Origin of the sequence: Thalassotalea psychrophila, from assembly GCF_031583595.1 — a bacterium.
Classification (GTDB): Bacteria; Pseudomonadota; Gammaproteobacteria; order Enterobacterales; family Alteromonadaceae; genus Thalassotalea_A; species Thalassotalea_A psychrophila.
On record NZ_CP134145.1, the window covers coordinates 2,716,528 to 2,732,539 of the forward strand.

A 16,012-nucleotide genomic window follows, 5' to 3' on the forward strand; every position below is an offset into this window, starting at 1 on the left:
TCTAAACTCAAGCTGACATTAATATTGTATAGTTATTTTACCTCAGCCTTAACTTACGAATTTGGTCCATGATATATTTCTCAAGAGATCTATAAACTTTATCGGGCAATAGATTTAACAACACTGTGCATAATAATGTATTCAATGTTCTTAACGGCTCTTGATATATAATTCTCAAATTAGTCTTTAGCGCTTTACTCATATAAAACCTAGCAGTATCACTTTTACCTGATTGAATTGCGCGTCGTGCAAAGTAACGGTACTGATACGCTTTCGCTAACGAATAATAGCGGTTAAAAAAGCTAGGCTGAGACGCTTTATTTAACGCTAATGCGGCTTTCCAACAGGCAAATTGAGCCTCTAAATTACTCGATAAACCGTGTGGGTTTATTCTATAAAATGTTAACGCTTGCCCTATTCCTTCAAACTTCCAACTTGTGTTTAAACTGAGTCGAAGCCAAAATTCAATATCTTCTGACTGTTTCAATTTTTCATAAAAGTATTCAGTACGAACTTGATGACATTTCTCTCTACCTTTATTACGGAAAGTCTTACTGCATACGTCTTTTTCCAGGCTATTTACATAATCAATAAGCATTGCTTTGCGAATCACTGGGGCAGAACCATTGCCGATTGGATTACGACATAAAACATCGCGTCGGCTGATATTTTTCAATTTTGGAAACTGGCCAATACCTAAAGGTTTATCATCATCATTAACAAATAAAGATGGGCAATAGCTGATGCCAACATTTGCTCGGCTATTAAGGTGAATTACATGTTTAGCTAGTTTGTCCTCATGCCAAAAGTCATCGGCATCTAATAACGCTATGTACTGCCCTCTCGCATGGCTAATACCAGTGTTTCTGGCCCCTGCCAACCCACGATTTAATTGTTGTATTAGTCGAATTCTTGGATCGTTAAATTGTCTAAGTCTTACTAATGTATTGTCTTTACATCCATCATCAACACAAATAACTTCAAAATCCTTAAACGTCTGTTCTAAAACAGAACTCATACATTTATTGATGTATTTTTCGACATTAAACATTGGAATAATGACAGATACTTGTGGACTTTTTAATATTTTTTGAATAATAGCATTTGACATAATAAAACCTCATTTGGATTATTTAATAAAATAAATGGTTCACTGTTGAATACGTTTTATCCCAATTTTGGGTAAGTTATATAGTCTCTTAAATGGGATAAACACGAATAAATTAATCATTGAAAGTATTAACATACTCAGCGCTAATCCAATTGCTGTATTTGGCTGTATAAATACAAGTGCAAGCACATAGCATAGTAAGATAGCCACACGCGAACAGCTCTCTGTTTTATAACAATACAGGGCGCGAAACATACAACACTTAACATCTAAAAAAATGGTGGTACAAGCTGAACAACAAAGAACACTGGTGATAGGAATAGCGAGCAACCATTGTTCTGAAAAAAATAACGGCATGTATAGAAATGCCGCGGCAGCTTGAAATACAAACAGGCTTGCCAAAAATAACGTTAACCAATATATGCTTCGGCTTCGTTGTTGTAAGTCATCTTGTCTATTGAAACTGCATAGTTGCGGGTATAAGGCATTAGTAAAGGCACAATTTATCGACTGAGTGATACCTATGCCAGCACTCTTAGCAAAACTGTATAAACCAAACGATTCAGGTGATAGTAATTTAGCAGCAAACAAAATATCGATATGTTGCTGTATTCCTTTCGCCGATTCTGCAAACATCATTTTTGTTGACGCAAAAACTAATGATTTAATTACTGAAAAATTAAAACCAATTCCAAACTTTTTAGTTTCAACAAAACTAAAGATAACTATCCAAGCAACTGAGTAAATAAGCTTGCCATAAGCGATTGCCATAACATCACCAGTTTGATAAACAAGCGCAGCGATGCTTAAATTTTCGATAAGTAAACAAATACCACTACAAATACCCACGTGTGCCATTTGATTATTACGTTGTAAGATAAATACTCGAATACTTACTACAGGAAATAAAAGGTAACTTACGGCCATGACCATGAGCATTTTCGCTATCACACTCTGCTCAAAGAAACTTGCCATCATTTGCGCAAAAATCAACTGCATAATGAATAACGTTATACATATAATCCATTGCAAAGACAGGGCATTTTTTGCAATGACTGGTAGTTGCTCATCGCTGCAGTTAATTACTTGATTTCCTGAGCCGGAGCGCAGTAGTAAGCGCAAAATATCATGACATACAAGCGCTAGCATCGCGGTACCGTATAAGCTCGGTGATAATGTCGCCGCTAAAACGATAATGGTGATTAATCTAGAGCCTTTTCCAAGTATATCTGAGCTCAGTAGCCATAAAGAGTTACTGACCAATTTGGTTAAATGTTTTGTATAATCGCGAAGTAAGGTTATAAGTGTTGTAGTATTCGCTTTTACCTTTTGCATAGTATTTTCAACAATTACTAGGGGATATGTTGAATAAAGTGCAAGAAAGGTTCCAGTTATTATTAAATGAAAAATAAACCGATTAAAAACTATTCAGATCTCTACAACCGCCAATAATTAGGCGTTAGCGTATATTTTATGGAGGAAGAGGTTTTATCAAAATGAATTGTTATGACACTAACAAGCAAGTACTTTTATCAAAACGCAAAGATAATTTGCAAAATGAAAACAGCCATTTTCAACTTACATTGTCATGCCATTGTTGCATTTTTCTGTATAAAGTTGATGGGCTAACACCCAGTGCTTTTGCGGCTTGTACTACATTATCATTACATTGACTTATTGCATGTTCTATGGTGCTACGCTCTACGCTTGCTAAGGTATGAATTAGACTATTTTCTTGAAAGCGTTCACCATCAGTCTGTACACATTCACTTCTAGGAACATTGCTGTTCTGAGCTTTTTCAGTTTTTTCATCTAGCACGACTACATCTTCACTTTCGAGTAAGAGTGATAATTGATCATCGGTAAGGTTTAATATACCGGCGAACATATTTTCATCGATTAATGGCTCCTTCGCGAGAACTACCGCGCTATAGATCAAATTTTGTAATTGCCTTACATTTCCGGGCCATTGATATTGGCGAAGTAACTTTTTAGCCAATGGAGTAAAGCCTTGGTAATTTCTTTCTTCAATTTGATTATATTTTTGCAAAAAGACTTCAGCAATTTGCACTACGTCACTGCCGCGTTCATTTAGCGGTGGTAAAGCAATTGGTAATACATTAAGCCGGTAAAATAAATCTTCTCGTAATTTGTTTTCTGCGATTGCCTTGTCAGGTTCTCTATTTGTCGCAGAAATAAAACGCACTTCAACTTTTTCAACTTTACCACTGCCTACACGACAAAACGTACCTGTTTGAATAAACCGCAATAATTTAGCTTGCAATATAATATCCATTTCAGCTATTTCATCTAAAAACAGGGTACCATTATCTGCTAACGTAGCAGCGCCATCACGATTTGAACTAGCGCCCGAAAAAGCACCTTTAACATGGCCAAATATTTCTGACTCCATCAATTCAGCCGGTATCGCCGCACAATTTAACGCTATAAAACTGCCCCCTTCACGTCTACTCAATTCATGTAGAGCTTGCGCTGCCACCTCTTTACCACTACCACTTGGTCCGGTAATAAATACAGAAGCTTTACATGGCGCACACTGTTTGATCTTTTGATATATATTCTGCATCTTGGCGCAGCTGCCAACAAAACCAGAAAAATTATCGATAAACGGGTAACTATCACTTGGCTTAAACTCTTTTAATAAAGTGCGTTCAACCATGGTTCTACGGAATTCTATCACTTGATTCAGGGTATTAATTAAATGAGTATTGTCCCAAGGTTTATTAAGGTAGCCCCAAACTTTTCCCTCATTAATGGCCGCTAAAGTATTATCTATATCGGTATACGCAGTTAAAATAATACGAATACTTTCAGGCGCGATTTTAGATACTTTTGAAAGAAATGTTATGCCATCCATATTGGGCATATTAATGTCTGATATTATGATATCAATTTGATTTTTCTTGATAATTTCAAGTGCTTCTTGCCCGCCTTGGGCAGTATACACTTTTGCATCGAGTTTACGGCTAACCCGCTTTAACGCGTCTAATATCATAGACTCATCATCTACAAACAAAACACTACTCTTTGGCAAGCCCATATTCCTCTCTTAACGTTTATTACATCAATAAACGTAATTTTTTATTAGACAACTGCCTAAGTCTTTATATAGATAAGAAATGATGTACGCACAGTGCTCAATTAAAATAAGGTTTAAATGACTTTAAATCATATGAGAGATGCTCACTGCTGTTAGTTTAAGTAAAGCACATAATAATCTTGCTGGCTAATATCTACTATGTGCTTATTATTCACTCCAAGTGAGTTTATCTCTATAAGTAAGTTATTTACGATTTGCGGCGTCTCTAATTTTATCAATGTTTGACCGTTATTATCGGTTTTAGACACTGTAATTAATGATTTTGTATTGAGACGAGAGTCATCCAATTCAGTGATATCAGTATCAATTGATGAAACATAAAGTAATGAATTACCGATATTGTCTCCGGCATAGGATTGCACATGAATATCAAGCGTTATGGTACGGAAGCTTTGAAAGTTAAAATCGGCATCAACGTATAAATCATTTGATGTTTCAGCAGTAGAAGTAAGCTTTTCAGGACTGGGACTGTGATCAATAAAAACTTCGGTTTCAGGCTTTGGTGTATCTTCATTTACCTCTGTTGCTGTACTGCTGCTTTCGCCCCCGCCGCAACCAACCAAACCATAAGCTAAAATAAAGAAAATTAAAATCCACTTTGAAAAATTGATCTGCATATCTAACATAATATTATTCCTATCTTAGGGATTAAAGGTGTGTTGTGGCCTACCAGGGTTTATGTACCAATCTGGCGCTTCAATGCCACTGCTTTCAACCCATGTTTCAAAAACGGGATATGCCCATATTATGTCGATGTACTCTTTGGGGTAACTCCAGGCGGTATCAATTTTAATGGCCCATGGTAGATTATTGTCAGTTTTAAAATAGCGCTCTTGCTCAACAACAGAGCTGTCATCACCTTTACCAAACTGGGTGATATCAAATAGATCTGTAGGTGGGTATCCGGCAAAATGGATTTCTCTAGACCTATTGTTAGTACGGTAAATAAAAAAATCCAATGATGAATGTAGTAAGCTATCAACAACGGTAGAAAAATTAACATCTAACTCGAATGGCACTGATGGAAATGTATTACACTCTGCAACGGTATTAAAATGTTTGCACTTTCCTGATCCACTCGTTTCGGTGAAGACATGGGTATCGCTCCATAAACTTATTACCAAATCCTGTTGATATTGCTCAGCAGTCTTTTCATACGATTGTCCGCCAATAATCAAAGTGCTGTCTAAAAGTGCTGAGGCTGGAATATCTAATAAACGTAAAGCAAAGCCATTATGGAAGGCAGCACCTCGAGCATCAATAAAGCCGCTAATTTTAAAGCCTGTGATCTGTGTATCACTGTTATAAATCACTTGCAGACGCTCTCTTATGATCAAATCGTTCAAATCGTAATCACCTATATGAGGCCAATTATCCTCAAAAGCTAAGGTTACCCATGATTGTACGTTAGGATAAAATGAGCTAAATGCACGATTATAGTCATCAGGAAACTCATCAGCATCATCAAGAATACCATCGGCATCTGAGTCATTAATATCAGGAATTTCTATTAAATCATTTAATTGTAAAGCAGAGGCAGGGGTAACCTTGACACTAAATACAGCATCATTAAAATCATTATCCCCCCATGACCTTGGTAAATCTTCAAAACCCAAAATAACTTCCTCAACGCCTTGTTCGTATAAAGCGACCATATGTTGTTGTAAAGTCGAATTTGGTTCATCATTTAAATTAGTAAGAGAATAGTAATAAGGAACTTTTGTTGGTTTTACCCCAGAGTCATACCAAAAGGCATTGGCTGCTAAGAAAAAACCAATACTCGTGCCACCGGAGAAGGTTCCTAAGCTTACTCTATGTCCGTTAGTTAAATGTGGAAAAGACAAATTAGGAAATATAATAATTTCGTTGACTTGCTCTGGGCTCGTTGGTGGGTTTTCAGGATCAAAGACAAAGAAACCAAATGAGTTTTTATAACCCGCTCCCTCGTGGATAAAAGTAATAAATATTTCAGCTTCTTCCACGCCTGGTTTTATAGTGATCGTCGAGCCAGCATCACCAGTTAAAAACGCCTCATTTACTTCACTTTCTGGTAATGCATTATTAATCAGGGTGAAAAAATCAGCTGGATACTCATCTTTAGCCCAAATCAAATCATCAGGTTTACCTGTATTTTGATCATAACCTAGTGGCCAAGGAGAGCCGGAAAGAAAGGACCAGACATAATTGCCGTTTTCATCTTGGGTTACGGCTTGGACATAAGCAGAAACGAATACAGAAAAACATAACAGCAATAGTATTATGGTTGATAGAGTGTTTGCTATTTGCATATTTAGCAGGTTGTGCTTGCATGGTTTCATAATGCTTTCCTTCCCCATCATAACGTTCTACTTACTTTAAGCGAGTTTTATACCAATATTTTTTAACTCAATAAAATCAGCACCTTACAACACCAATAAAAATCTAGCCTGCATGTAATTAAACAAAGATTAAAAGCATTTGTATTTTGAGAAAGAACCAAATACACACATATTTACCTTGGCAAATTATATCGTTTACTTTTACGGAACATTTATTGCTTATATTTAATAAATAAGAAGGACAGCTATTTTCATAAAGGTAAAACATGACGAGTCAAATTCAAAACTCACCACCTCCTCATAAAACACTGGTATTTAGTATCGCTTTAAACGGCTACCAATGGCTTTATCAACAGCACTTATTAAGCCATCAGGCTTACGCAAAGAAGAATAATTATGAATATGTGGTTATTTCCAAGCCATCGATATCAAACTTAGGCATGGAGTGCTGCTGGTTAAAGCTGGTTTTGTTAAAAGCAGCACTGGTTAATGGTTATCAGAGTGTTATGTTTGTCGATGCTGATGCTCTCATTAATAAGAATTGCCCGCCTATAGATGAAATTTTCGTTGATGGTAAATACCTTTACATGGCCAATGGTTATACCGGCCGCTTTAACAGTGGAGTTATGATAGCTAAAAAATCTGAAGCATTAATAAACTGGTTAAATAAACTGATACTGTCTCGTTGTCAGCATTTACCAAGTATAGATTCTACAGGCTGGGGGGAAAATGGTCATATCATCCACTTTAGTAAACAAGTTAACTTTATCAAAGTTCTACATCATCGCTGGAATAATACATTCGATGAAAAGCTAAATGATCATATTAGACACTTTAGCTATGGACCTATGCGTACCTCAAAATTGAAAACATTGGCACATCATGTCTTACGACGAAGCCTTGGGCTATTGGTCAAGTATGTGTTTGCAAAACAAGGTGTAAACCATGTTCTAGCCTCTGATGTTCTGCAACTAGAGACACAAAGAGTAATAGTTAATTACCCACAATTTCAATCAACTCATAAATACAGAGCAATCGCTCGATAATAACTTAGAAATTGTAAATTGATTTTCAAATTGAGAAAACTGTATTTTCAATTTGCAAAGAAGACATCCCACAAACACGTTAAACCATTGTTTATATTATAAAAATAAAAATTGGAATAATTATTGCTCCAATCAATTATCACTTAATTACATATCTAAAATAAACGTGAGGCTAGCCATGAATAATTCAACTAACTGTAGTGATAATAATATTTGCCGATTATTTGATTTACCCATAAACAATGTTTCTATGAGCAAAGCCATAAATTGGGTTATTTCTCACCGCTTTAACTTAAGTAGTAATAAATTTCATACGAAAGCATCAGAAAAACCAAACCTAGGATTTTTCATTAATGCTCATTCCATAAATTTAAGCTTCAAATATAACGACTTTTATCAAACTCTAAAACAAGCTGACTGCTTATTTGCAGATGGTATTGGCATGCGTTTAGCAGCAAACCATATAGACGAACCTATACAGGAAAATGTTAATGGCTCAGACATGTTGCCAAAGCTGTGCGAACAAGCGGCTAATGAAGGAAAATCAATTTTCTTTTTAGGATCTAGCCCTGGTGTTGCTAAAAAAGCAGCTAAACGCTTACACAACACCTACCCAAAACTAAAGGTTGCGGGCTATCAACATGGCTATTTTAAGGAGCATGATAATAAACGTATCATTGCAAAAATAAACCAATCAAAAGCCGATATTTTATTAGTAGCACTAGGCTCGCCTTTACAAGAGATTTGGTTAACCAATAATGCCGCATACTTACACTGTAATACTGCTCTGGCGGTAGGAGGATTATTTGATTTTTATTCCGGCAATATTCCCCGTGCCCCCCTATGGCTTCGAAATGTAAACCTAGAATGGTTATTTAGATTACTGCAAGAGCCTAAAAACAAGTTTTACCGATACGTAATTGGTAACCCATTGTTTTTGTTTAGAACTTATCTATTTAGACAAGCAGCTAAGGCAATATCTAATCCCCCCTCACACGTAATTAAACCACAATAATGAGCAAACGCTCGTCAATGAATAGCTAGAAATAAATGAGGCTTAACATGAATAATCAAATCAATATTCAGCAGCATTATCCATTTTTAAATGAAAAATTAGTTATGCAATACTGGCGAAACTCTTCGGTTTCTTCAAGGCAATATGTTTATCACAAAAAAGTAAAAAGTATCAGGCAAAATGTTGGTATCCCTATACTACTACAGCAATTGATAGCGTTAGGTTTATTATTATTAAGCTTACCTTTATTACTCATTGTCGCTTTGTTTATATATATAGAAAATCCGGGCAAGGTGCTTTTTTGTCAAACTCGCATAGGTGAAAATGGACGTCACTTTAAGTTTTATAAATTCCGTTCAATGCGAGTAAATGGCTCCAATCAATCCCATAAAATTGATGCGAAATTAAGCCATCGTGATGGAATTTGTAAAAAATATATTAATGATCCTCGTGTAACAGTTGTCGGTAAGTTCATCCGTAAATACTCCATTGATGAACTACCGCAACTGTTAAATGTAATTATTGGTGATATGACGTTGGTAGGACCTCGGCCAGCATTAGCTAGTGAAAGTTATCAATACAGTCAACATCAATTTAAACGTTTAAATTGTAAGCCAGGTATGACGGGTCTATGGCAAATATCTGGTCGTGCCGACACCAGCTTCACTCAGCAAATATCATTAGATCTACAGTACATTCGTCAACAATCATTTTTATTTGATATCAAAATTTTACTTGGAACCATTCCTGCTGTTATCAGCGCAAAAGGTGCCTACTAAAACACCTCTCTATTTGCTTTTTGCAACGCCTTTTTACTTTTAAGGTTTTGCAAATTGCAAATATTTAATGTTCTAATTCTCAATAAAGCTGTATAGGCCTTTATATTTAATCCCTAAGCATGTACCCATGCTAGAGCTGAACTCAATGAAATAATGTTGGCCTCTATATTGCAGCATATGTATTAAACATTTTAATGCAATGCCCATGTATATGGGCACCCAGGATTTTAATATGTTCAATGTCTTTTCTAATATAAGTTCAAACCGCCCTTTTCTTTGCGAAAACAAATTTATGTATTTAGCAATTGCGAGCATATTTATTACCTCAGTGTTTTCTTGTACACAAACAGACTCAATAGAGAGTCCTCAGCATTCGCAACCAGACTTTTATGGCAATGACAAAGCTACTGGTACTCATATTAGTCAGCAAACCTCGGCCAAATATGTGTTTGCAACGGCCAAAACATGTGAAAAATTCCAAAACTTTGCAGCCCCGGAACATTACATAGTCGATAAACCGCTGCTATTAAAACATGCCGCCCCAGCCAGCTTTCCTAATGCCAACGATCCCGCATTGTTAAACGGCTTAAGCCCAGGAGACATGGTGTCCATAAGCATAGAAAATGGTGAAGGTTTTAATGGTAATTACATCATTAACAGTAATGGCCTAATTAATATTCCATTATTACCTCCCATTGATGTTCTTGGCTTACCCACCAATGTTGTTGCCGAAAGAATTTCAATTGAATTTATCAAAAAAGAAATATTTAAGGCCGCTACAGCCAATGTAACGGTACAAGTTCTTCACTGGTCTGAAATTGAAGTATCGGTATCTGGCGCTGTATTTAACCCTGGTAGAGTTTTGATCAATGAAACCTTACCGCAAAAGCTTGAACAAAACATTTTGTCTTACGGTGATCACTCAAACAAAAGGTTACTATCTGAAGCTTTGCGGGCTGCGGCAGGGATTAGACCCGATGCAAAACTTGACCAAATAATTTTACTTCGTAAAGGTTGGCGCCTAGAGGCCGACATGACTGGAATACTAACGGGCGAACCTGTTACAGATTATCCATTAATCACTGGTGATCGAATTATTGTCCCTACTACCGGTTGCTTTCAATCAAACTTAGTAAGACCGAGTCAAATAACTCCAAAAGGTTTTCGTATTTTTATGTCTAACTTAATTGCCCCAGCTATGAGTAACTCAAATGCCGCGGTTGGACGCTACTCGGCAAATGTGCCCTATGGTACACGTTTATTGCAATCGGCTATTTCTGCTAACTGCGTAGGCGGTAAACAATGGACCAATGCTCCTAGAAAAGTGGTACTTGTAAGTGTCAATCCTCTCACTAAACAAACCCAAGTAATAGAGCGTTCCATTGAAGAGCTCATTAGAAAGTCCAATAGAGAATCCATTAATCCTTATTTAATGCCCAATGATGCTGTTGCTTGTTATGACTCTGATGTAACTAATCTTCGCGATATTGCAAACACCATTGCGGACATTATCATCCCCTTTAAACTATTGTAAATATTGGCATTCATTATGATTAAAAAGACTTACCAAATGATGATTATAAGCCCGAGGGATAAAATTCGCGGCTATATTTATCGTTTATTTAAAAAACCTTATTTAATTGCCGGTTTACTCGGTTACTTATCTGTATTGGCCATGGTCTTTATCTATCTTAATATGCCGGAAAAATATAGTAGTGAAGTGGATCTGGTTCTTCCTGGAACAGGGACTAGCAGCAACGTAAAATTAAATGAAGTTGGTGAAGTTATCTCGCAAACATCTACTCCCTATGGCTCTTCAAGCTTTAACCCTAGGGTTAATTATAAAGAAATGCTAACCAGTCGTTCAGTATTAGAGCGCGCAGCTTTGATTATGGGTATTAGTATCCGCGAATTTGCCATACCGGTTATCAAATTAACCGAACAGACATCTATAATTTCGATAAAAGTGAACGGCCGTACAGCCAAAGAGGCTAATGGCAAAGCGAATGCTTTATATACATCTCTACAACAAGAGCTAGATAGATTACGCGCCGATGAAGTGTTAAGACGAGATGCAAGTATTAAAGTTGTTTTAACTCAATATCAAAACAAGTTAAATCACGCTCGAGGAAATATCGTTGATTTTCAACAAAATTCAATGGTCGTTGCCAGCATTCAGCTTGAGCAAATGGTAACTGCTTTGTCTGATCTAAATGAAAAACACATGCTAGTGTCATCAGAGCTGAAACAACTCGAGAGTTATATTAGAAAGTTGAGTCAAAATTTAGGTGTATCCCCTTCGTTAGCTGGGCAAGTATTCAAATTACAAACTGATGCACAATTTAGTAGCTATTTAACCGAACTCGACACATCTATAGGTGAGTTAACAACCTACTCCTCTCGTTGGGGAAATAACCACCCTAAGGTCATTTCTGCACAACAGCGGGTAAATCAAGTAAATTCTCATTTAAAGCAACGCAGCATGCAAATGATAGGTATTCATGTCAGCGAAAGCTTTAATTCATTAGATTTAAAAAAACAAAATAATCGCGCCCAATTATTTGCTGATTTAATTGATTCAAGTGCAATTAAAGAGGGTAAACAGGCAATGCTCGCCAACATCGAGCAATCAATAATCTTTGTTCGTGACAAGTTAAAAATTTATAGCCGAGAGGTTTCCGAGCTTGAGCGTCTAGAGCATGACTTTCACATGGCTGAAGCAATTTACACCTCTGCTGCAGCACGTATAGAAGCCAGTAAAGCTGATATTTTTGCTTCCTACCCAGTAATTCAACAACTCACCGTGGCATCGTTTCCACAAGAAATAAGCAGCCCTAAAATGACCATTGCTTTGGCCGCTGGTTTCATTGGATTCATATTTATAACTCTATTTTTGGTAGCAATATGGCAACGACGAAACTTAACAAATCTACTGTTGAACAAAAGCTAGTTTGGTACAACATCACTTGTACCTATTTATTCTTTTTATCCGGTAGCTTGTACGTTACCGGCTGTATGCTTGGCTGGCTGTTAATATCAAATTTAATATTAAGATGGAATGTTCGGCCAAATACTATTAAAGAGCCGAAAGTTGTGCCGGCTATCATTTGGCTGTGGATAGCGATGATGCTAATCATGTTATTTACTCTATTTATAGCCCACGCTAACTGGGACTTAGGATTATTAAAAACAATCAAATCCACAATAGGTTGGATGAAAGGTTGGGCTTTGTTCCCTATTTTTATTTTCATAGGCTATTTTGCCAATATAAACGAAAAAATGTTAGTAAGAGCTGTTTGCAAAGTTAGCTTTTACACTCTGATATTTGCTCTTGTTACTATACTTATTTATCTATTTGGGGCGTCTGGAGAAGTATATATTTCTCCTTTACAAGTGATTGGCGGACCTGGTGTTGAATTTTTTTCGGTTAGTTTATTTGGTATTAACCCTGAAACGGGGTTACCAAGGTGGCGTTTTTTTGGCCCCTGGGCGCCTGCAGCAGGCTTTATGGCTTGTATTTACCTAGTACTTTGCCTTCAAGAACATAACAATCGATGGCGCGTTCTTGGTATCGCAGGTTGTGTGGTAATGATTTTATTATCGCAATCTCGAGCCGGTCTATTTATTTTTATTTTCTTGATCCCCTTCACGTTGTTCTTAGATAAAGCATTGAAACTGCAAAGCCTACTTTTACTAGGCTTATTGCTGCCAATATTCATCATATTTAGTGATCCAATAACGCAATTACTGTTTGATCATTTTGACCAAATCAAACAATCAAGACCTGGCTCAACTAGGGTAAGAGCAGCATTAGCAGATATCGCCATTCAACGCTGGCAAAGTGAAGCCCCTATATGGGGACATGGTATCGTTGAGCGCGGACCAAAACTAGTCGAAAGTATGCAAATAGGCTCTCATCATACGTGGTATGGACTTTTATACGTTAAGGGTTTAGTTGGCCTATTATGTCTTGCCATTCCAATGACCGCTACTAGCTGTTACTTATTTTATCTTAGCGTCTGGCGAACAAATGCACGTATTGCTCTTGCGTTAATGGTGGTCTTTTGGCTTTACAGCTTCTATGAAAACCTAGAGATTTTAGCTTTTATCTTTTGGCCAGCATTAATTTACATTGGCCTTAGTTTAAAGCCCTGCCCGGCAGACAAAGTACACCTTTCTTACTAACCACTTTATTGAAGTTTCAAAGTGGCATTTTAATTGCTTCTTTGAATATAAGGTAACCACATTCATGGTTATCAGCATCAATATTAAAGGGGCTCATTATGACAAATACGGCTAAGGCACTACTTGTTGGTTTCTATGGTAAACAAAATTTAGGTGATGACGCCCTATTGCTTGCTACTGCTTGGGCTAACAAACACATATTAAAGAATGAACAAGCCCAATGTACTGCTAGTGCTCCTATAAATTTAAACGATTTTAAACAGACACAAGCAACGCTTAAAGCGAAACAGAAATTTCCCGGACAAAACCGTTTATTGCAATACCAATTAGCATGGAAAAGCCAGCAAATTGTGTTAGGCGGGGGCTCTGTACTTCATAGTGCACATGATCTAAATATTAAACGGTTAATGCTAAAATTGAGTTCCAAATTTAAACTAACCTCACAGCAAGAACGCCAACATATGGCGGTAGGCGTTGGTATTGAAGCCTTTGCTGATGACAAAGCAGAAGCTGCTTGCAAAAAGTTTTTATCAGAATGCCCATTTATTGGCTTACGTGATAAAGATAGCTATCAAAGGGCAAAGCAACTTTCACCCGATGCAAATATTTCATTAACTTTCGATTTGGCTCCACTACTACTTTGTCATAGCCACATAGTAGATTATAAAAAACAATTGCTCAGTAAACCTAAATTTCAAAGAAAACGTTATGGCATAGCGATTAACTTGTGCTCTATTCCTTCTGATAATTTAGGGAATGCTAATAAGGACACTGAGCAACGAATTATTTCTCAATATGCAAAACTCATTTGCAAACTGCTAAAAACCACAGAGCAGCATATAACGTTAATAAGTCTTAATGCCGAACCGATGATAAATCACAATCGTTTAAATGATGATTGTCTGTTGCAAAAGGTAAAAGACACTGTTGCGGAAAATACAGAAGATAAGTTTTCGTTATATCGTTTACATATAATAAAGTACCACGGCGATCCATTAAATATGGTCAAGATCTTAAGTACATTTAAACTCGTTATTGCCATGCGTTTACATGCACTTATCTTAAGTTATATCAATAAAACCCCTGTAATCGCCATAAATTACCATCAAAAATGTCAAGCTTGGTGCCAACAAATTGGTATTGCTAATCAGAATCAAACATTACCAGAAAACACTGATCTAACGGCTCTGTTAACAACAATACATAATGGTTTAAAGCATGGTTTTACACCTCCTAAATTACCTGTACGAACTGCTTTACAGCAATCTTTAAAGAATTGGAGACTAAGTGATGAACAAATTGAATATTACTGTCGTAATTCCGCTTTATAATAAAGCGCAACATATCTGTAAAACATTAAACAGTGTTTATCAGCAGCAAAACCCTGCACATGAAGTGATTGTGGTTAACGATGGATCTACAGATAATAGCTTAGAAGTTGTTAAGACTTATAAAACGGAAAATAACCTGGAAAACTTAATCATTTTTGATCAAGGTAACGCTGGTGTATCTGCAGCAAGAAATAAAGGTGCTTTGTCAGCTAACAGTCCTTTTATTGCCTTTTTAGATGCCGATGATTTGTGGCTGCCATTATATCTGACGAAAATTACAAGCATGATCCATCAATCGCCTTTTGCCGATGTATTTACTTGTAAATACCAGTATAAATTGGGTGAAAACAATTACAAAGATGCAAAAATAAAACTAACCAACCGTCAACACATTGACGGCATATTAGTTAACTATTTCGAATGTGCAAGTAAAGGTGATTTACCTTTTGTGGTTTCTTCTTTTGTTATCAAGCGCAGTTCTTTTAAAAAGTTTGGTATGTTTCCCCTCAATGAACCTATGGGTGAAGACCAAGCCCTGTTTAGCCACATTGCAATTCACGGTTTAATCTCCTACTCAACTGACATTCATGTTATTTATAATTTAGCTGCCGAAAACCGAGCCTGCATTAATAACATCCCAAAAAGTGAATTACCCTTTAGTAAAAGGTTAACTGAAACAACTGAATTGATCCCAGCGATAAAATATAATGATAAGCATAAAAAAGCCATCCTAACCTTTTGCGCTGCGCACTTATGTCATCTAGCCAAACTTAACATTAAAGCAATGCAGTTTAGTAATGCGAGAGCATTATTAGCTGACCAGCGCTGTTGGTTAAAGCCCAAACACAAAATTGGCTTATATTTATGGTCTATGGTGGCGCAATGTAAGAACTCGATTCAATTAATATTTAGCCGATAAAATCACTAAATTTTAAAAAACAATAATTGTTAAAACCTTTATCGATGTTTCAAACGAAATTTGTCATTATTTAACAAATAGGTACAATCGATGAAAAACTACACTTTACTAAAACTGATTTATGTAGATCGATTTGTTAGTATTAATTAATAAAGATAAAACGTAGAAAAAATAATAAAGTGGAACA

The 16,012-nt window shown here is 36.4% G+C and carries 13 protein-coding genes; 8 read left to right on the forward strand and 5 right to left on the reverse strand.

Annotation, left to right across the window (positions count from 1 at the left end; all coding sequences use genetic code 11):
• Positions 1-37 precede the first annotated feature (37 nt).
• The 5 genes from RGQ13_RS11035 to RGQ13_RS11055 all read right to left on the reverse strand — a co-directional run bounded on the left by RGQ13_RS11035 (position 38) and on the right by RGQ13_RS11055 (position 6,550).
• Entirely contained in the window at positions 38-1,111 is a 1,074-nt protein-coding gene (locus tag RGQ13_RS11035; RefSeq protein ID WP_348389801.1) for a glycosyltransferase family A protein, read from the reverse strand.
• 39 nt (positions 1,112-1,150) lie between these two features.
• On the reverse strand, positions 1,151-2,446 hold the full coding sequence (locus RGQ13_RS11040) for an oligosaccharide flippase family protein (RefSeq protein ID WP_348389802.1): 1,296 nt from the start codon (positions 2,444-2,446) through the stop codon (positions 1,151-1,153).
• Between the two features lie 238 nt (positions 2,447-2,684).
• On the reverse strand, positions 2,685-4,172 hold the full coding sequence (locus tag RGQ13_RS11045) for a sigma-54-dependent transcriptional regulator (RefSeq protein WP_348389803.1): 1,488 nt from the start codon (positions 4,170-4,172) through the stop codon (positions 2,685-2,687).
• A 152-nt stretch (positions 4,173-4,324) separates the two neighbouring features.
• Positions 4,325-4,858: a hypothetical protein gene (locus RGQ13_RS11050; protein WP_348389804.1), complete on the reverse strand. Its 534-nt coding sequence runs from the start codon at positions 4,856-4,858 to the stop codon at positions 4,325-4,327.
• 15 nt (positions 4,859-4,873) lie between these two features.
• Positions 4,874-6,550, reverse strand: a complete 1,677-nt coding sequence (locus RGQ13_RS11055) for an LruC domain-containing protein (protein ID WP_348389805.1) — start codon at positions 6,548-6,550, stop codon at positions 4,874-4,876.
• 266 nt (positions 6,551-6,816) lie between these two features.
• Between RGQ13_RS11055 and RGQ13_RS11060 the strand changes: the two genes are divergently transcribed.
• From RGQ13_RS11060 to RGQ13_RS11095, 8 genes are all read left to right on the forward strand, one after another.
• Positions 6,817-7,596, forward strand: a complete 780-nt coding sequence (locus RGQ13_RS11060; protein ID WP_348389806.1) for a glycosyltransferase family protein — start codon at positions 6,817-6,819, stop codon at positions 7,594-7,596.
• A 178-nt stretch (positions 7,597-7,774) separates the two neighbouring features.
• Positions 7,775-8,611, forward strand: a complete 837-nt coding sequence (locus tag RGQ13_RS11065) for a WecB/TagA/CpsF family glycosyltransferase (RefSeq protein ID WP_348389807.1) — start codon at positions 7,775-7,777, stop codon at positions 8,609-8,611.
• 47 nt (positions 8,612-8,658) lie between these two features.
• Positions 8,659-9,390: a sugar transferase gene (locus tag RGQ13_RS11070; protein WP_348389808.1), complete on the forward strand. Its 732-nt coding sequence runs from the start codon at positions 8,659-8,661 to the stop codon at positions 9,388-9,390.
• Between the two features lie 232 nt (positions 9,391-9,622).
• Complete coding sequence (locus RGQ13_RS11075; protein WP_348389809.1) at positions 9,623-10,924, forward strand: polysaccharide biosynthesis/export family protein; 1,302 nt, start codon at positions 9,623-9,625, stop codon at positions 10,922-10,924.
• A gap of 36 nt (positions 10,925-10,960) precedes the next feature.
• Positions 10,961-12,340 carry a GumC family protein gene (locus tag RGQ13_RS11080; protein ID WP_348389810.1) on the forward strand — a complete coding sequence of 460 codons (1,380 nt, stop codon included), beginning with the start codon at positions 10,961-10,963 and terminating at the stop codon, positions 12,338-12,340.
• Positions 12,295-13,575 carry an O-antigen ligase family protein gene (locus RGQ13_RS11085; RefSeq protein WP_348389811.1) on the forward strand — a complete coding sequence of 427 codons (1,281 nt, stop codon included), beginning with the start codon at positions 12,295-12,297 and terminating at the stop codon, positions 13,573-13,575. The genes RGQ13_RS11080 and RGQ13_RS11085 overlap by 46 nt, the downstream gene beginning before the upstream one ends.
• 98 nt (positions 13,576-13,673) lie before the next feature.
• Positions 13,674-14,906 (forward strand): polysaccharide pyruvyl transferase family protein, encoded by a 1,233-nt coding sequence (locus tag RGQ13_RS11090; protein WP_348389812.1) that lies wholly within the window; start codon positions 13,674-13,676, stop codon positions 14,904-14,906.
• A complete protein-coding gene (locus RGQ13_RS11095) occupies positions 14,866-15,825 on the forward strand; it encodes a glycosyltransferase family 2 protein (RefSeq protein ID WP_348389813.1) in 960 nt (319 codons plus the stop codon). The genes RGQ13_RS11090 and RGQ13_RS11095 overlap by 41 nt, the downstream gene beginning before the upstream one ends.
• The last annotated feature ends 187 nt before the right edge of the window (positions 15,826-16,012 follow it).